This window comes from Streptomyces sp. CNH189 (assembly GCF_000527195.1).
The window spans coordinates 108,879-126,416 of sequence record NZ_AZUS01000012.1; the positions used below are offsets into that span (position 1 = coordinate 108,879).

Genomic DNA, 17,538 nt, shown 5'->3' on the forward strand with positions numbered 1-17,538 from the left:
AAAGCAACACTCAGTAAACAGAGCGTAATTGCGAGTAAAGGGCTGGCATAGACTTACCGGGCAAATGGCGGCACTAGTCACTCTGAGGAGTGAAGTAGCCATTTCATCGGCTTGTCGTATTAATTCCCTTCTTCTTTCCGTGCGACGTTGACGGCGCGGTCGGCAAGGACCGGCGCAGCACCACACAACGCCCCTCATCAGGCTCGGCCCGAGAGAAGGAAGAAGGTGGGCGAATGGCCGCCACCCACAGGATCGCCACGGGCACCGTGATCGTCGCGGTCTCCCTCGCCTCGCTCGCCGGCTGCGGAACCGGCGCGGACGGCGACGGCGGACCGGAGAAGGAGAAGGCGCAGCCGGCACCCGCGCCGAAGAACGTCGTCCAGCTGATCGGCGACGGCTCCACCGCGTACACCGGCGCCCAGCCGCACCTGCCCCGGCCCGAGCGGCTGAAGCCCGGTGAGGAGCCACCGCAGTTCGTGGTCTTCTCCTGGGACGGCGCGGGTGAGGACAGCCAGAAGCTCTTCTCCCACTTCCGCAAGGTCGCCAAGAAGAACGACGCGACCATGACGTACTTCCTGAGCGGCGTGTACCTGCTTCCCGAGGAGAAGCGGGACCTGTACCACCCGCCGCAGCACTCGCCGGGCCGCTCCGACATCGGCTTCAACGACCAGCAGGGCATCGCGGACACCGTGAAGCAGCTGCGGCTGGCCTGGATGGAGGGCAATGAGATCGGCACCCACTTCAACGGTCACTTCTGCGGCAGCGCCGGCGGGGTCGGGGAGTGGTCGGTGGACGAGTGGAAGGAGGAGATCTCCCAGGCCAAGCAGTTCGTGAAGACCTGGAAGACCAACACCGGCATGAAGGAAGCGGCCCCGCTGCCCTTCGACTACGACAAGGAGCTGATCGGGGCCCGCACCCCCTGCCTGGAGGGGCAGAAGAACTTCATGAAGGCCGCCCGGGAGCTGGGCTTCCGCTACGACACCAGCGGCGTCAACAACCAGGTCTGGCCGGACAAGAAGGAAGGGCTGTGGGACCTGTCCATGCAACTCGTGCCCTTCCCCGGGCACTCCTTCGAGCAGCTGACCATGGACTACAACTTCATGGTCAACCAGTCCGGCACCACCACCCAGGGCGACCCCGCCAAGCACGAGATGTGGGGCGACCAGATGCGGGACGGCCTGCTCCAGGGCTTCGAGCGCGCCTACAACGGCAACCGGGCACCCCTGATCATCGGCAACCACTTCGAGTCCTGGAACGGCGGCGCCTACATGCGGGCCGTCGAAGAGGTCGTCGAGGCGGTGTGCACCAAGTCCGACGTGCGGTGCGTCTCCTTCCGGCAGTTGGCCGACTGGCTGGACGCGCAGGACCCGGCGACGTTGGCGAAGCTGCGCACGCTGGGCGTCGGGGAGGCGCCGAAGAAGGGCTGGAAGCCCTTCCTGGCCGCCGGCCCCGCGCCGGCCCCCAAGGGCGCACCGGGTTCCCCCGCGCCGAAGGAGTGAGGGTCAGGCGCCGGCGGTGACGCTCCCGCCGAGCACGAAACCGGGGTCGACCTGCGCCGCCAGGTCGGCCCCGGTGCGCTCGTTGCCCCACGACTGGGCGTTCTTCAGATGGAAGTGCACCATCTGCCGGGTGTAGCGCTCCGGGTCCCGCAGCTCGTACGTCGCGTCGGCGGCGGCACGCAGCGTGCGCAGGGCGAGCCGGTTGGACTCCTCCAGACGGTCGAAGCGGGGCGGGCGGCCCTTCTCCATGGCCCGGACCCAGTCCGAGTGGCCCACGGTCACCAGCAGGTCGTCCCCGACCTCCGCGCGGAGGAAGTCCAGGTCGTCCGGGCCCTGCACCTTGTTGCCGACGACCTTCAGCGCCACGCCGAAGTCACGGGCGTACTCCTTGTACTGGCGGTAGACGGAGACCCCCTTGCGGGTCGGCTCGGCCACCAGGAAGGTCATGTCGAAGCGGGTGAACATGCCGGACGCGAAGGAGTCGGAGCCGGCCGTCATGTCGACGACGACGTACTCGTCGGGGCCGTCCACCAGGTGGTTCAGGCAGAGCTCCACGGCGCCGGTCTTGGAGTGGTAGCAGGCGACCCCGAGGTCGGCGTCGGTGAAGGGCCCGGTGACCATCAGACGGACGGCGCCGCCGTCGAGTTCCACCGGCCGGGCGCAGGCGTCGTAGACCGGGTTGTCCTCGCACACCCGCAGCAGGCGGGAGCCCTCACCGGGCGGCGTCGTCTTGATCATCGTCTCTGCGGACGCGATGCGCGGGTTGCCGCCGCGCAGGTGGTCCTTGATCAGTCGCAGGTTCTCGCCCATCGCGGGGAGGGCGGCCGCTTCCGCCTCGTCCAGGCCCAGGGCCGCCCCGAGGTGCTGGTTGATGTCGGCGTCGACCGCGACGACCGGAGCGCCGTCGGCCGCGAGGTGACGGATGAAGAGGGAGGACAGGGTCGTCTTTCCGCTCCCGCCCTTCCCAACGAAAGCAATTTTCATGTTCACCAAGCGTAGTGGACCGATAGCTGTACGTCATGGTCGGGCGTGAAGAAGACCACTCCTTCGTGGGGCGGGCGTCCGGGGTGCGTAGGGTCGTACTCATGAGTACGACGGGCGCGACCGCCGATCCCCTCGCGGCCCTGGGCTCCCTGCCCGGTGTGGCCGACTCCGTGGAGTCCGTACGCAAGGCCGTGGACCGGGTCTACGGCCACCGGGTCATGCGGCGGCGCAGCAACGAGATCACCTCCGAGGCGGCCCTGCGCGGCGCCCGCGGCTCGGCGGCGCTGTCCGGCGCGGACTGGGCCCTCGAGGAGGTGCGGCGGCGCAGCGACTTCAGCGGTGACGACGAGGCGCGCGCCGTGGGCGCGGCGCTGCGGCTGACGGCCGAGGCGGGCCAGCTGCTGTCGATCTGGCGGCAGTCGCCGCTGCGGGTGCTGGCGCGGCTGCACCTGGTCGCGGCGGCCGACAAGGCGGAGCAGGTGGGCCGTCCCCGGCAGGAGGGTGAGCAGGTCGACGAGCCCCTGGTCGGGCTCCCGCTGCCCAGCGCCGCGGAGGCGCACGGCCGACTGGACGGACTGGCCGAGCTGATCATCGCGGGCGGTTCGGCGCCGGCGCTGGTGACGGCCGCCGTGGTGCACGGCGAGCTGCTCGCGCTGCGCCCCTTCACCTCCCACAACGGTCTGGTCGCGCGGACGGCCGAACGCATCGTCCTGGTCGGCAGCGGCCTGGACCCCAAGTCGGTGTGCGCCGCCGAGGTCGGCCACGCCGAGCTGGGCCGGGACGCCTATCAGCGGGCGCTGGAGGGCTATGTGTCCGGCACGCCGGAGGGCATGGCCGCCTGGATCACCCACTGCGGGCGCGCGGTCGAGCTGGGCGCGCGCGAGTCGACGGCGGTGTGCGAGGCGCTTCAGCGCGGAGCGGCCTGAGCGGCGGCACTGATCGCGCGGGCCGGGAAGCCTGTCCTCGCACAGAGATGCGGCGGTACGAATACTCGTACCGCCGCTGGCATGTCCACCGCGTTACCAAGCGTCCTCGATATGTGCCCATCAGGTCGGGGTCTTTGCCCGTCACCTGGTGCGGCTGGCCCGTAATCGACGGGTCGACGTCGCGTGGGTGCGTGGTCTCCATGCTCGGTCCGTGGGGCCAGAAGCGTTCTGAAGGTGATCCTCGCGGATGTCCTTGGTCTCGCGGGCCGCTTAAACCCTTTGTACTCCGGCTTCCCGGAGAGGGGAAGTCCTGGTCGCGCTTCTTTGCTTTTGGGTTCAAAGGCGCAGTAAACGGACGTCGAAATGCCGGGCGGGACCGGTAGAGGGCAACGCGCTGCAAATAGGTACGTTCAGGCAACCGTGCGGCGCCTGCTGGCGTACCAGACGAGGCCCGCAGTGGCCGCCGCCGCACCTATCGCGGCCGCCGCGACGAGAGCGGGGCGCGGCGGGACGGAGAACGCCGGGAACCGCTGCTTCAACCGCACCGGGCGGTGGAAGTCGAGGATCGGCCACTCGCGTGCCAGCGCCTCCCGGCGCAGCGCCCGGTCCGGGTTCACGGCGTGCGGATGCCCCACGGCCTCCAGCATCGGGACGTCGGTCACCGAGTCGCTGTAGGCGTAGCAGCGTGCCAGGTCGTAGCCCTCGGACGCGGCCAGCTGCCGGACGGCCTCCGCCTTGGTGGGTCCGTACGCGTAGTACTCCACCTCACCGGTGAAGCACCCGTCGTCGCCCACCACCATGCGGGTGGCCACGACCCGGTCGGCGCCGAGCAGTTCACCGATCGGCTCCACCACCTCGGCGCCCGAGGTCGACACGATCACGACGTCCCGGCCGGCGGAGTGGTGCTGCTCGATGAGCGTGGCGGCCTCGTCGTAGATGATCGGGTCGATCAGGTCGTGCAGCGTCTCGGCGACGATCTCCTTGACCTGCTGGACGTTCCACCCGCGGCACAGCGCGGACAGGTACTTGCGCATGCGCTCCATCTGGTCGTGATCCGCGCCGCCGGCGAGGAACACGAACTGCGCGTACGCGGTCCGCAGTACGGCCCTGCGGTTGATCAGGCCGCCTTGGTAGAACGACTTGCTGAAGGTGAGTGTGCTCGACTTCGCAATGACCGTCTTGTCCAGGTCGAAGAAGGCCGCTGTACGGGGCAACAAGTGGTTTTCCACGTCCCTGAGCATAGGCGCAGCCCATTCGGCGTAAGGTGTGGCGCGTGGGTTTGCCTGAGAGGGCCCTCGGGTACACCATGGAAGTCACGGATCGTTCGCGACCGTGCTAACCCGGTCCGACTCCTCCCCCCCCGAGTCGGCCGTGGGGACGACCCCCGCTCTCCCCCCCGGCGGGGGTCGTCGCATGTCCGGATGCATTTTCCCTCCCTTTCCGCCGGTGTCGGAACTGCTGCGGTTCGACATGCGAGGGCTCTTTGTCATGCCCCTGACTGATAACCGTGCGTATCGGTCGGACTGCTCTGCGGTAATCGCACAGAAGGCATGGCTACCTCACCGGTATGGGTGACCGCGATATTCACAGGCACCGTCCCGTCCACAGTTTTCCACCAAGATCCCCACGATTTCCCGGAGCGCTGCACTGTCATTCCCGCGCACCCCGCTCGCCGCGAGTTCACGGCGGTTTCTTTGCCGGGATGCGTACGGCCGGTTTTCGCCGGCCGTCCGACGGGAGGCCGCGCCGCGGTTCTCCCCACACCTGGGACGAGCGGGGCCCGACGGCCTCCGCGAGAGAGGGAGCACAGGGGGACGCCATGACCGGATCCATCACGCACGACCCGCCGCCGACGCCCGGAGGGAACCGGCCGGCCGTACCGCTGATCCTCACCGAGGACACCGGGCTCCTCGACGACCTGCTGCGCCTGTGCGCCGCCGCCGGCGCCACACCGGAGGTCCACCACGGACTGCCCGGGCCGCGCGGAAGCTGGGAAGCCGCACCGCTGGTCCTGGTCGGCGACGACGCCGCCCGCCGGGTCCGCCCCACGCCCCGCAGGCCGGGAGTGGTCCTGGTCGGCCGCGACCAGGACGACCCCGGGGTCTGGCGGCGGGCCGTCGAGATCGGCGCCGATCACGTGCTGATGCTGCCCGACGGCGAGCAGTGGCTGGTCGACCGCATCGCCGACGTCGCCGAAGGCGTCGGACGGCCCGCCCTGACCGTCGGGGTCATCGGCGGCCGGGGCGGCGCCGGAGCCTCCACCCTCGCGTGCGCGCTCGCGGTCACCTCCGCCCGCGAAGGACTGCGCACCCTCCTCGTGGACGCCGATCCACTGGGCGGAGGGCTCGACGTGGCGCTCGGCGGCGAGACGGCGAAAGGACTGCGCTGGCCCGCCTTCGCCGCGTCGCACGGCCGGGTCGGAGGCGGAGCACTGGAGGAGTCGCTGCCGGAACTGCACGCGCTGCGGGTGCTCAGCTGGGACCGCGGCGACTGTCTCGCGGTGCCGCCGCGAGCCGTGCGCGCGGTGCTCGCCGCGGCCCGGCGCGGGGGCGGCACCGTCGTGGTCGACCTGCCGCGACGCGTCGACGAGGGCGTCGCCGAGGTCCTCGCCCAGCTCGACCTGGCGCTGCTCGTGGTCCCCGCGGAGCTGCGTGCCGTCGCCGCGGCGGGCCGCGTCGCCTCCGCCGTGGGCATGGTCCTGCGCGACCTGCGTGTCGCGGTCCGCGGACCGTACGCGCCTGGCCTGGACGACCGTGAGGTGGCCCGGCTGCTCGGGCTGCCCCTCGTCGGGGAGGTGCCCGCCGAAGCGGCACTGCATCGCCCGTACGGGGCGGGGCGGCCGCCCGGGGTGTCGGGCCGGGGCCCGCTGGCCCGCTTCTGCAAGGAGTTCTGGGAGCGCGCGCTGGTGGAGGCGAGGGCGGCATGAGCGGCGCGGAGACGACCGGGGCGGGGATGCCGCCCGGTCTGCTGGACGGGGTGCGGCGGTGGCTGGCCGAGAGCGGGGCCGAGCCGACGCCCGCGCGGGTGGCGCAGGCACTGCGGGAACAGGGCCGGGTGCTCGGTGACGCGGAAGTGCTCGGAGCGGCCGAGCAGTTGCGGTCCGAGCTGGTCGGCAGCGGGCCGCTGGAGCGGCTGCTGTCCGACCCCACGGTGACCGATGTGCTGGTGTCGGCACCCGACCGGGTGTGGGTGGACCGGGGCGGGGGCCTGGTGCTCACCACGGTCGCCTTCCCGGACGAGACGTCCGTGCGGCGTCTGGCGCAGCGGCTCGCCGCGGTGGCCGGCCGGCGCCTGGACGACGCGCGGCCCTGGGTGGACGCGCGGCTCCCCGACGGGACCCGTCTGCACGCGGTGCTTCCGCCGGTCGCGGTGGGCGGCACCTGCCTGTCCCTACGAGTCGTACGACCCCGCGCCTTCACGCTCGACGAACTGATGGCGGCGGGGACGGTGCCGCCGGGCGGCGACCGGATGCTGCGGGCCCTGATGGACGCGCGGCTCTCCTTCCTGGTGAGCGGGGGCACGGGCACCGGCAAGACGACCTTGCTGAGCGCCCTGCTGGGGCTGGTCCGGCACGACGAGCGGATCGTGCTGGCGGAGGACTCGGCCGAACTGCGGCCCGACCACCCCCACGTCGTGCGTCTGGAGACCAGGCCCGCCAATCAGGAGGGCGCGGGGCTGGTCACCCTCGAGGACCTGGTGCGCCAGGCACTGCGGATGAGGCCGGACCGTCTCGTCGTGGGCGAGGTGCGAGGGCCCGAGGTGGTCCATCTGCTCGCCGCTCTCAACACAGGCCATGAAGGCGGCTCGGGAACTGTCCACGCCAATGCGGCGAGCGACGTTCCCGCCCGGCTGGAGGCGCTCGGTACGGCCGCGGGGCTCGACCGGTTCGCCCTGCACAGCCAGCTGGCGGCGGCGTTGTCGGTGGTGCTGCACCTCGTACGCGACCGGAGCGGCAGGCGCCGGATCGCCGAGGTGCATGTGCTGGAACGGGACGCCTCGGGGCTGGTGCGGACGGCACCGGCGCTGCGGTGGGGGCCGGAGACCTTCGTCGCCCAACCGGGGTGGCCGCGCCTGCGGGAGTTGCTGCGCGCCGCGCACGACGACGAGGCCCGGGCACCGCGAGAGGCGGTCGGCTCGTGAACGGGGTCACCGGGACGTCGATGGGCGCGGCGGTGGCGTGCCTGGGCGCCGCGGCCTTGTTACTGGGCGGCGGGCAGGCGGAGGCCAGACGGGCGCGGGTGCTCTGCGCCGGTGGGAACGCTGTCGGCGGTGGGAGTGCGGTCACCGGTGAAGGCTCGGTGCTCGGTGAGGGCGCGGGGGACGCCGGGTCTCCGGGATGGTCCCGGGTCGTGCGTGCGGGAGACCGGCTGCGACGGCGGCTGACCGTCGAGTGGGCCTCGTTGGCCGCCGGGGTGGTGCTGGCGGTCCTGGGAGCGTCGGTGCTGCCGGTCGTCGCGGGGGCGGCCGGGGTTCCGGTGCTGCGGAGAGTGCGGCGCGCCGCCGCCGACCGCAAGCGCCGGGAGAGCCGGGCGGACGCGGTGATCGCGCTCTGCGGGGCGCTCGCCGGGGAACTGCGGGCGGGACGCCAGCCCGGTGATGCGCTGCTGCCGGCCGCCCGGGACTCCGGAGGACTCGGCGGCATGCAGGCGGCCGTGCTGGCGGCGGCGCGGTTCGGCGGGGACGTGCCGGACGCGCTGGCGGCGGCGGCCCGGCAGCCGGGCGCCGAGGGGCTGCGCGGTCTCGCCGCCTGCTGGCGCGTGGCGGTGGACCAGGGCGCGGGCCTCGCGGACGGTCTCGACCGGCTGGAGGCGGCGCTGCGTGCCGAACGGGACCAGCGTGCCGACCTGCGCGCCCAGTTGGCCGGGGCCCGGGCCACAGCGGTGATGCTCGCGGGGCTCCCGGTCGTGGGGCTGGCGCTCGGCGCGGCCCTGGGCGCCGATCCGCTGCACGTCCTGCTGCACACCCCGTCGGGGTCGGTCTGTCTGGCGGCCGGCGGGGTGCTGGAGGGGCTGGGCCTGTGGTGGGTCCTCCGCATCATGCGGGGCGCCGAGGAGGCGGCGTCATGAACGGAGACGTCGTCCACAGGCTGGGGACAGTGGTGGGGGCGCTGGCGGTGCTCGCGTGGTCGGCGGCGTGGTGGCACCGGGCCCGGTGCGAGCGGCGGGCACGGCGGCGACTGGACGCGCTGGCGGCGAGGGAGCGCGGAGAAGCGGTGGTGCACCTCCCGCTCCTGCGGGCGGCACGCCACCGGTTGCCGTACGTGGGCGTCGTGGGCGCCGGATGGATGCTGGTGGGTGGCCTCACCGGGTTGGGGCTGGGGCTGGCCGTGGCGGCCGGGCTGTGGCGTTGGCACCGGCGGCAGACGGCGGCGGCCGCGCAGGCACGAGAGCTCGACACCGCGGAGGCGGCGCGTCAACTCCCGCTCGCGGCCGATCTCCTGTCCGCCTGCATCGCGGCGGGTGCCGGACCGGTACCGGCGGCGCAGGCCGTCGGGGAGACCCTGGGCGGCCCCGTCGGGGACGCCCTGGCGCGGGGAGCGGCGGAGGTACGGCTCGGCGGTGAGCCGGGCGAGGCCTGGCGCCGGCTGGCCGCACTGCCCGGCGCGGTTCCGCTGGCACGGCTGCTGGAGCGGGCCGACGTGTCCGGGCTGCCCCTGGCCGCCCCGGTGGGCCGGCTCGCCGCGGAGGCACGGGCCGGGTGGAACCGTGCGGCGACCGCACGGGCCCGACGGGCGGCCGTCCTGGTCAGCGCCCCGGTGGGGCTGTGCTTCCTGCCCGCCTTCATCGCCGTCGGCGTTCTGCCCGTGGTCATCGGTCTCGCGGGCGGGGTGCTCGGAGCGGGAGGGGGTGGGTGACGGGACGGGTGGAGCGCGGCAGGACCGGCACGGGTGACGGATGACGGATGACGGATGACGAAGGACGATAACGGACATGGCTCGTACGGAGGTTCGGATGTATCGGGTGGTGCGGGCGCGGCTGCGTGCCCTGGTGGTCAGGGCACGCGGGGCGCGGAGGGACGCCGGGATGGTGACCTCGGAGTACGCGATGGGCATCGTGGCGGCGGTGGCGTTCGCCGTGGTGCTCTACAAGGTGGTCAACAGCGGGCCGGTCAGTACGGCCCTGCGGAACATCGTGCAGCAGGCCCTCGATGGCCGGATGTGACAGGCGTGGCGACCGTGGGTTCGTGACGGCGGAGTCGGCGCTGGTGCTGCCCGTGCTGGTGCTTTTCGTGACGGCGCTGGTCTGGGGGCTGCTGGTGGTGGCCGCGCAGATCCAGTGCGTGGACGCGGCCCGGGCGGGTGCCCGGGCGGCGGCCCGCCAGGATCCGCCCGACGCGGTGGTCGAGGTGGCCCGCGAGGCAGCGCCGGCCGGCGCGAGGGTCACGGTCAGCCGGGACGCCGAGCAGGTCCGGGTGACCGTCGTGGCCAGGGCGCCGCTGGTGAGGGGGTTGCCCTTCGAGCTGAGGGAGGAGGCCGTCGCGGCGGCGGAGGAGGCGGTGGCGGTGGCGCCGGGGGCGAGGGGAGGAGGACGTGAACGTGACGCGGGTCCGTGACGGGCGGGGGCGCGCGAGATCGCCGGCGGTTCGCGCCACCTCCCGGCGGTGCTCGGACCGAGGGTCGGCGTCCGTGTGGAGCGTCGGTGCGATCGCCGTGCTGTGCGTGGTGTTCGGTGTCGTGCTCGCCCTCGGGCACGCCGTGGTGGTCCGGCACCGGGCGGCGGGCGGCGCGGACCTCGTGGCACTCGCCGCCGCGGACCACTGGGTGCAGGGCGCGGCGGAGGCCTGCGCGCGGGCGGATCGGGTGGCCCGGGCCCAGGACGCCCGGCTCGTGCGGTGCGCGATGACCGGCGAGGTGTCGGACGTGTCGGTGGCGTCCGGCCGCGGACCGTTCACCGTGGAGGTCAGGGCGCGGGCGGGACCCGCCGGTCCGCCGCAGCCGGGTCAGCTCCCGCCCGGCCCGCTGACGTCGTCGGCAGCCTCCGCGGCCGGGCCCGCGCCCGGCGCGCTGACCTCGCCGGCACCCTTCGCCCCCGCCCGGGCGCCCGTATGCGTCGGCTCCTCCGCGGCCTCGGACGCCTTCGCGGTCTCCGGCACCCTCGGGTCTGCCGCCGCGTCCGGCACCTACGCATCCCCCGCTCCTTCCTCCTGCCTCTCGTCCGGCTTCTCGGGCGGCGCGCCTTCCAGCAGGACGGTGAGCAGCCGGACGGCGCCCCGCTTGTGCAGAGGGTCGTTGCCGTTGCCGCACTTCGGGGACTGGATGCAGGAGGGGCAGCCTGCCTCGCACTCGCAGGAGGCGATGGCCTGGCGGGTCGCCGTCAGCCAGGAGCGGGCGGTGTGGAAGGCCCGTTCCGCGAAGCCCGCGCCGCCCGGGTGGCCGTCGTAGACGAAGACCGTGGGCAGCAGGGTGTCGGGGTGCAGCGGGATCGAGACGCCGCCGATGTCCCAGCGGTCGCAGGTGGCGAAGAGCGGCAGCATGCCGATCGACGCGTGCTCGGCGGCGTGCAGGGCGCCGCCGAGGATCTCCGGGTTGATCCGCGCCCGGTCCAGCTGGTCCTCGGTGACCGTCCACCACACGGCCCGGGTGCGCAGCGTACGAGGAGGGAGGTCGAGTTTTGTCTCGCCGAGCACTTCGCCGGTGATGACCCGCCGCCGAAGGAAGGAGACCACCTGGTTGGTGACCTCGACGGAGCCGAAGCACAACCGCCCGTCGCCCCAGGGGATCTCGGTGTCCGTCTCCAGCACGGAGATGGACGTCGTGTCCCGGGCCACGGTCGTGTACGACGGGCTCGCCCGTTCGACCAGGGCGACGGAGTCCTCCAGGTCCAGGGAGCGGACGACGTAGGTGCGGCCCTGGTGCAGGTGGACGGCGCCCTCGTGGACGCTGGTGTGCGCCGCACCCGCGTCGACCGTGCCCAGCAGCCGGCCCGTCCCGGCCTCGACGACCTGGACCGGCCGGCCGCCCTCCCCGCGGATGTCGGTGAGGTCGGCGGCCCGCTCGCGGCGGGTCCAGTGCCAGGCCCTCGTCCGCCGGCGCAGCAGCTTCGCGGCCTCCAGCTGCGGCAGCAGGTCCTCGGTCGCGGGGCCGAAGAGGGCGAGGTCGTCGTCCGTCAGGGGCAGTTCCTCGGCCGCGGCGCACAGATGCGGGGCGAGCACGTAGGGGTTGTCGGGGTCGAGGACGGTGGACTCCACGGGCCGGTCGAAGAGTGCCTCGGGATGGTGGACGAGGAAGGTGTCCAGAGGGTCGTCGCGGGCGACGAGGACGGCGAGGGCGCCCTGCCCGGACCGTCCGGCGCGGCCGGCCTGCTGCCACAGGGAGGCGCGGGTGCCCGGGTAGCCGGCGATGACCACGGCGTCCAGGCCGGAGATGTCCATGCCGAGTTCGAGGGCGTTGGTGGCGGCGAGGCCGAGCAGTTCACCGGAGTGCAGGGCCCGTTCCAGGGCGCGGCGCTCCTCGGGGAGGTAGCCGCCCCGGTAGGCCGCGACCCGCCCGGCCAGCGACCGGTCGACCTCGGCGAGGCGTTCCTGGGCGATCACGGAGATCAGCTCGGCGCCGCGCCGGGAGCGGACGAAGGTGACCGAACGGACGCCCTGCACGGTCAGGTCGGTCAGCAGGTCGGCGGCCTCGGCTGTGGCGGTGCGGCGCACCGGGGCGCCCCTCTCGCCGTGCAGCTCGGTCAGCGGCGGCTCCCAGAGGGCGAACACCAGTTCACCGCGGGGTGAGGCGTCGTCGGCCACCTCGACCACAGGCAGCCCGGTAAGGCGGCGGGCGGCGACGGCCGGCTCGGCGGCGGTCGCCGAGGCCAGCAGGAACACGGGCGACGAGCCGTAGCGGGCGCACAGCCGCCGCAGCCGGCGCAGCACCTGGGCGACGTGCGAGCCGAACACGCCCCGGTAGGTGTGGCACTCGTCGACGACGACGTACTTCAGCGATTTGAGGAAGGAGGACCAGCGTGGGTGGGACGGCAGGATGCTCCGGTGCAGCATGTCCGGGTTGGTCAGCACGTAGTTGGCGTACTGGCGGATCCACTCGCGTTCCTCGAACGGCGTGTCGCCGTCGTGGACCGCCGCGCGCACCGAATGGCCCAGTGACTGTGAAAGTTCCTTCACGGACCGGAGCTGGTCCGCGGCGAGGGCCTTGGTGGGGGAGAGGTACAGCGCGGTGGCGCCCCTGCCGTTCGGGGCCTCGGCACCGTCCAGCAGCGTGGACAGGACGGGCATCAGATACGCCAGGGACTTCCCCGAGGCCGTGCCGGTCGCCACGACCACGGACTCGCCGTCCAGGGCGTGCTCGGCGGCCCGTGCCTGGTGGGCCCAGGGATGTTCGATGCCCGCGGCCCGCACCGCGGCGACGACCTCCGCGCGGATCCGGTCCGGCCAGACGGCATGCCGACCCGCGCGCGGGGGCAAGTGCTCGGTATGAGTAATGCGCGAAGCCCGGCTCGGTCCGGACGCGAGCCGGTCCAGGACGGCGCCCGGCGCGGCGGTCCTGGATCGCTTGTCCGTCGGGGGTCGATCGGATCGGTGATTCTTGGCCATCGGCACCGAGTGTGTCACTGGCGTGACGGACAATGGGGCCAAGGCGTCGTGCACGCCTGCCGGTAAGTGATTGAATGCCATGGCGGCTGGCGAACCGTCCCGGGGGCTGAGCCGAGATGTCCCAAGGGCGACCGCTCGATAGCTAGGTGCTGGAGGATCCGTGGACCTGTCCTTGTCGACCGAGACCATCGGCGATCGCACGATCGTCAGGGTCGGTGGCGAAATCGACGTATATACCGCGCCCAAGCTGCGCGAGCAGCTGGTCGAGCTGGTGAACGACGGCAGTTTCCACCTTGTCGTCGACATGGAAGGTGTGGACTTCCTCGACTCCACCGGACTCGGCGTGCTGGTCGGCGGCCTGAAGCGGGTGCGTGCCCATGAGGGCTCGCTGCGCCTGGTCTGCAACCAGGAGCGCATTTTGAAGATCTTCCGCATCACCGGCCTCACCAAGGTGTTCCCGATTCACACCTCGGTCGAGGAAGCGGTGGCGGCGACCGACTGACCACCCGCTCCCGGGCCGTCGTGCCCGGGCAGCACGAGACACCACGAGGAGGGCCGGGCTTTCGGCAGCCCGGCCTCCTCACCGCACGCCCGTAGTCGCGAGGGGGATGCATGGCCACCGTCGAACTCCGCTTCAGCGCGCTGCCCGAGCACGTCCGGACCGCCCGTCTCGTGGCGGCGGCGGTGGCGCGCAGGGCCGGAGTCGACGAGGCCGTCCTCGACGAGGTCAGGCTCGCCGTGGGCGAGGCCTGCACCCGGGCCGTCGGCCTGCACCAGCACGGCGGCATCTCCGCGCCCGTGAAGGTGCTGCTGATCGAGGAGGAGAAGCAGTTCTCCATCGAGGTCGGCGACGAGGCGCCCCATGCCCCCGCCGGAGCCCGTGCGGCCGGTGCCGCGCCCGGTGACGCGGACGCGGAGACCGAGGAGGACGAGATGGGCCTCGCGGTCATCAGCGGCCTCGTCGACGACGTCGAGGTGAGTGCGGGGGTAAGCGGCGGATCGATCCGCATGAGGTGGCCCACCACGTCGCCGGCCGCGCTGTTCACCTGACCGGTTCACCCGTACGCCGACCGTTTTCCGAAGGGCCCCCAGCTCGGGGGCCCTTCGGCATGTGCGGGTTCCGCGGACCGCGCCTACAGTGGTCCCGAGCGGTTGATCGCGTGAATTCGTTCACTATCCTCAGGCGCTCTGGAATTTCGATCACGAGAATGCCTCAAGGGCATTACCGATTTCGGGTCGATGGCCTCCCGGCGATCAATGGGGAAGAGTGCGTGCAGGCCATTTACATTTCTCGCGGTCTGTTTTGATCAGGTTCCGGTACCTACAATCCCGTCCACATCTTGAGCTCAGCCCAAGCGTCAAGGAGGACGAATGGCGGGGCTTTCCATCTCATACGAGTCGGGCCAACCCACATCCCTCGCAGCCGCCGTGCTGACCGACGAGAACCGCGTGCTCGTGGTGACCATCGGCATCGTGGCCCTGGCGGCGCTGGCGGTCGCGGCGGTCCTGGTACGCCAGGTACTCGCGGCCGGCGAGGGCACCGACAGCATGAAGAAGATCGCAGCCGCGGTACAGGAGGGCGCCAACGCCTATCTGGCCCGCCAGCTGCGCACCCTCGGCGTATTCGCCGTGATCGTGTTCTTCCTGCTCATGCTGCTGCCCGCGGACGACTGGAATCAGCGTGCCGGGCGGTCGGTGTTCTTCTTGATCGGAGCGGCGTTCTCGGCGGCCACCGGTTATATCGGCATGTGGCTTGCCGTGCGCAGTAATGTCCGGGTCGCCGCGGCGGCCCGCGAAGCCACTCCGGCCGAGGGCGAACCGGAAAAGGATCTCACCACCGTCTCGCACAAAGCGATGAAGATCGCTTTCCGTACGGGCGGTGTCGTCGGCATGTTCACGGTGGGGCTGGGGCTGCTCGGCGCCGCCTGTGTCGTGCTGGTGTACGCGGCCGACGCGCCGAAGGTGCTCGAGGGGTTCGGCCTCGGGGCCGCGCTGATCGCGATGTTCATGCGGGTCGGCGGCGGCATCTTCACCAAGGCAGCCGACGTCGGCGCCGACCTGGTCGGCAAGGTCGAGAAGGGCATTCCGGAGGACGATCCGCGCAATGCCGCGACCATCGCCGACAACGTGGGCGACAACGTCGGCGACTGCGCGGGCATGGCGGCCGACCTCTTCGAGTCGTACGCGGTGACGCTGGTGGCGGCGCTGATCCTCGGTTCGGCGGCGTTCGGCGACGCGGGGCTGGCGTTCCCGCTGCTGGTCCCCGCGATCGGGGTGATCACCGCGATGGCCGGCATCTTCGCGGTGGCGCCGAGGCGCGCCGACCGCAGCGGCATGAGCGCGATCAACCGCGGGTTCTTCATCTCCGCCGCGATCTCGCTCGTGCTGGTCGCGATCGCCGTGTTCGTCTACCTGCCGTCGTCGTACGCCGCCCTGGACGGGGTGACCGACGAGGCGATCCTCGGGAAGAGCGGCGACCCGCGGATTCTCGCGCTCGTCGCGGTGGCCATCGGCATCGTGCTCGCCGCCCTGATCCAGCAGCTCACCGGCTACTTCACCGAGACCACCCGGCGCCCCGTGCGGGACATCGGGAAGACGTCGCTCACCGGCCCGGCCACCGTCGTCCTCGCCGGTGTCTCCGTCGGACTCGAATCGGCCGTCTACACCGCCCTGTTGATCGGCCTCGGCGTGTACGGGGCGTTCCTGCTCGGCGGCACGTCGATCATGCTGGCGCTGTTCGCGGTGGCGCTGGCCGGCACCGGCCTGCTCACCACGGTCGGGGTGATCGTCGCGATGGACACCTTCGGCCCCGTCTCCGACAACGCCCAGGGCATCGCCGAGATGTCCGGCGACGTCGAGGGCGCGGGCGCCCAGGTGCTCACCAACCTGGACGCGGTCGGCAACACCACCAAGGCCATCACCAAGGGCATCGCCATCGCCACGGCCGTGCTCGCGGCGGCGGCGCTGTTCGGCTCCTACCGGGACGCCATCACCACGGGCGCCAGAGACGTGGGCGAGCGGCTCACCGGTGACGGCGCGCCGCTGAGCCTGATGATGGACATCTCGCAGCCCAACAACCTCGTCGGGCTGATCGCCGGCGCGGCGGTCGTCTTCCTTTTCTCGGGGCTGGCGATCAACGCGGTGTCGCGGTCGGCGGGTTCCGTGGTCTACGAGGTGCGGCGGCAGTTCCGCGAGAAGCCCGGGATCATGGACTACAGCGAGACACCGGAGTACGGCAAGGTCGTCGACATCTGCACCAAGGACGCCCTGCGGGAGCTCGCCACGCCCGGTCTGCTCGCCGTGACGGCGCCCATCTTCATCGGCTTCACGCTCGGCGTCGGGCCCCTGGGCGCCTTCCTCGCGGGCGCGATCGGCACGGGCACGCTGATGGCGGTGTTCCTCGCCAACTCCGGTGGCGCGTGGGACAACGCGAAGAAGCTGGTCGAGGACGGCCACCACGGCGGCAAGGGCAGCGAGGCCCACGCGGCCACCGTCATCGGCGACACGGTCGGTGACCCGTTCAAGGACACCGCCGGTCCCGCGATCAACCCCCTGCTGAAGGTGATGAACCTGGTGGCGCTGCTCATCGCGCCCGCGGTCATCAAGTTCTCCTACGGCGCGGACAGGAGCGTGGGGATGCGGGTGCTCATCGCGGTGTTGTCGGCGCTGGTCATCATCGTCGCGGTCTACGTGTCCAAGCGGCGCGGGATCGCCGTGGACGACGAGGACGACGCCGGGCCCACGCCCAAGTCGCCGGATCCGGCGGTGGTTTCCGGGTAGGGGCCTGCGGGCACCCGATCAAGCTGCGGGCGGGCGGCGCGGATTGACGCGTCGCCCGCCCGCGGTGTCCGCGTGCTCGTGAGCCTTCTCTCGCCTGGTGCAAATGGCTCTAAAAAGGGGGGTACCGGACGTTCGACGAGTGGGCGTAGGCCATCCGGCGTGTATGTTCCGGGGCCGAAGGCCATGGAAGGGACCAATCCGGTGAACAAGAAGCTCGCGGCCGCGCTGTCCAGCGGTGCGGTACTGGTACTGGCGCTGACGGGATGCGGCGGCGACGACAGCGACGAGAAGCTCGACGCATGGGCGAAGGAGGTCTGCGACTCGGTGCAGCCGCAGGCCGCCAAGATCAAGGCCGCCAACACCGCGATCCAGAAGGAGACCTCGGACAACAGCACGCCGCAGGCGGTCCAGCAGGCCGACTCGAAGGCCTTCCAGGACATGTCCGACGCCTACAAGGCGATCGGCGCGGCCGTGAACAAGGCCGGGGCGCCGGACGTCGACGACGGCGAGCAGAAGCAGCAGGACGCGGTCAAGGAGCTCAACAGCATCTCCGCGTCCTACGCCACCCTGAGGAAGCAGGTCGACGCCCTCGACACCAAGGACCAGGCGAAGTTCGCCGACGGTCTGAAGGACATCGCGGCCGAGCTGGACAAGCTGAGCAAGAGCGGCAGCGACGCCCTCAGCACGCTGGAGGAGGGCAAGGTCGGCGAGGCGATGTCCCGGCAGGCCAGCTGCCAGACCGCCACCGCGTCGGCGGGAGCGACCAAGAGCTGAGCCGCGCAGGGCGGCGGGTCCGGAGCTGACTCCGGCTCAGC

15 protein-coding genes and 1 pseudogene are annotated in these 17,538 nt (G+C 72.0%); 13 read left to right on the plus strand and 3 right to left on the minus strand.

The features are described from left to right. Positions 1-233 precede the first annotated feature (233 nt). Positions 234-1,499 (plus strand): polysaccharide deacetylase family protein, encoded by a 1,266-nt coding sequence (locus B100_RS0117870; RefSeq protein ID WP_024885795.1) that lies wholly within the window; start codon positions 234-236, stop codon positions 1,497-1,499. 3 nt (positions 1,500-1,502) lie between these two features. On the opposite strand, the gene B100_RS0117875 is transcribed toward B100_RS0117870, so the two are convergent. Then, positions 1,503-2,483, minus strand: coding sequence for a nucleotide-binding protein (locus B100_RS0117875; RefSeq protein ID WP_024885796.1), 981 nt, complete (start codon positions 2,481-2,483; stop codon positions 1,503-1,505). Positions 2,484-2,584: 101 nt separating this feature from the next. On the opposite strand from B100_RS0117875, the gene B100_RS0117880 reads away from it, so the two are divergent. Beyond that, entirely contained in the window at positions 2,585-3,409 is an 825-nt protein-coding gene (locus tag B100_RS0117880; RefSeq protein ID WP_024885797.1) for a hypothetical protein, read from the plus strand. 410 nt (positions 3,410-3,819) lie between these two features. Here B100_RS0117880 and B100_RS0117885 read toward each other — a convergent pair whose 3' ends face one another. Then, on the minus strand, positions 3,820-4,650 hold the full coding sequence (locus tag B100_RS0117885; RefSeq protein ID WP_078540984.1) for an HAD-IB family hydrolase: 831 nt from the start codon (positions 4,648-4,650) through the stop codon (positions 3,820-3,822). A gap of 578 nt (positions 4,651-5,228) precedes the next feature. Between B100_RS0117885 and ssd the strand changes: the two genes are divergently transcribed. The 7 genes and pseudogenes from ssd to B100_RS35630 all read left to right on the plus strand — a co-directional run. Beyond that, on the plus strand, positions 5,229-6,335 hold the full coding sequence (gene ssd, locus B100_RS0117890; protein WP_024885799.1) for a septum site-determining protein Ssd: 1,107 nt from the start codon (positions 5,229-5,231) through the stop codon (positions 6,333-6,335). After that, positions 6,332-7,549, plus strand: a complete 1,218-nt coding sequence (locus B100_RS0117895; RefSeq protein ID WP_024885800.1) for a TadA family conjugal transfer-associated ATPase — start codon at positions 6,332-6,334, stop codon at positions 7,547-7,549. The genes ssd and B100_RS0117895 overlap by 4 nt, the downstream gene beginning before the upstream one ends. A gap of 20 nt (positions 7,550-7,569) precedes the next feature. Next, the gene (locus B100_RS0117900) at positions 7,570-8,475 is read left to right on the plus strand and encodes a type II secretion system F family protein (RefSeq protein ID WP_037723038.1); all 906 of its coding nucleotides are present in this window, start codon (positions 7,570-7,572) and stop codon (positions 8,473-8,475) included. Continuing rightward, entirely contained in the window at positions 8,472-9,263 is a 792-nt protein-coding gene (locus tag B100_RS0117905) for a type II secretion system F family protein (protein WP_024885802.1), read from the plus strand. Before B100_RS0117900 ends, B100_RS0117905 begins: the two co-directional genes overlap by 4 nt. Positions 9,264-9,360: 97 nt before the next feature. Beyond that, a complete protein-coding gene (locus B100_RS0117910) occupies positions 9,361-9,570 on the plus strand; it encodes a DUF4244 domain-containing protein (protein ID WP_024885803.1) in 210 nt (69 codons plus the stop codon). Continuing rightward, positions 9,557-9,961, plus strand: coding sequence for a TadE family type IV pilus minor pilin (locus tag B100_RS0117915; RefSeq protein ID WP_024885804.1), 405 nt, complete (start codon positions 9,557-9,559; stop codon positions 9,959-9,961). Before B100_RS0117910 ends, B100_RS0117915 begins: the two co-directional genes overlap by 14 nt. Beyond that, positions 9,945-10,316: pseudogene (locus B100_RS35630) on the plus strand (Rv3654c family TadE-like protein); the annotation flags it as partial. The gene B100_RS0117915 and the pseudogene B100_RS35630, both read left to right, overlap by 17 nt. A gap of 212 nt (positions 10,317-10,528) precedes the next feature. On the opposite strand, the gene B100_RS0117925 reads toward B100_RS35630, so the two are convergent. Further along, the gene (locus B100_RS0117925) at positions 10,529-13,024 is read right to left on the minus strand and encodes a DEAD/DEAH box helicase (RefSeq protein ID WP_078540986.1); all 2,496 of its coding nucleotides are present in this window, start codon (positions 13,022-13,024) and stop codon (positions 10,529-10,531) included. Between the two features lie 79 nt (positions 13,025-13,103). On the opposite strand from B100_RS0117925, the gene bldG reads away from it, so the two are divergent. The 4 genes from bldG to B100_RS0117945 all read left to right on the plus strand — a co-directional run bounded on the left by bldG (position 13,104) and on the right by B100_RS0117945 (position 17,497). Further along, entirely contained in the window at positions 13,104-13,445 is a 342-nt protein-coding gene (bldG, locus tag B100_RS0117930; protein WP_024885807.1) for an anti-sigma factor antagonist BldG, read from the plus strand. Between the two features lie 110 nt (positions 13,446-13,555). Then, a complete protein-coding gene (locus tag B100_RS0117935; RefSeq protein ID WP_024885808.1) occupies positions 13,556-13,993 on the plus strand; it encodes an ATP-binding protein in 438 nt (145 codons plus the stop codon). A 321-nt stretch (positions 13,994-14,314) separates the two neighbouring features. Next, positions 14,315-16,723, plus strand: coding sequence for a sodium-translocating pyrophosphatase (locus B100_RS0117940; RefSeq protein WP_024885809.1), 2,409 nt, complete (start codon positions 14,315-14,317; stop codon positions 16,721-16,723). A gap of 183 nt (positions 16,724-16,906) precedes the next feature. Next, positions 16,907-17,497: a small secreted protein gene (locus B100_RS0117945; protein ID WP_106967034.1), complete on the plus strand. Its 591-nt coding sequence runs from the start codon at positions 16,907-16,909 to the stop codon at positions 17,495-17,497. The last annotated feature ends 41 nt before the right edge of the window (positions 17,498-17,538 follow it).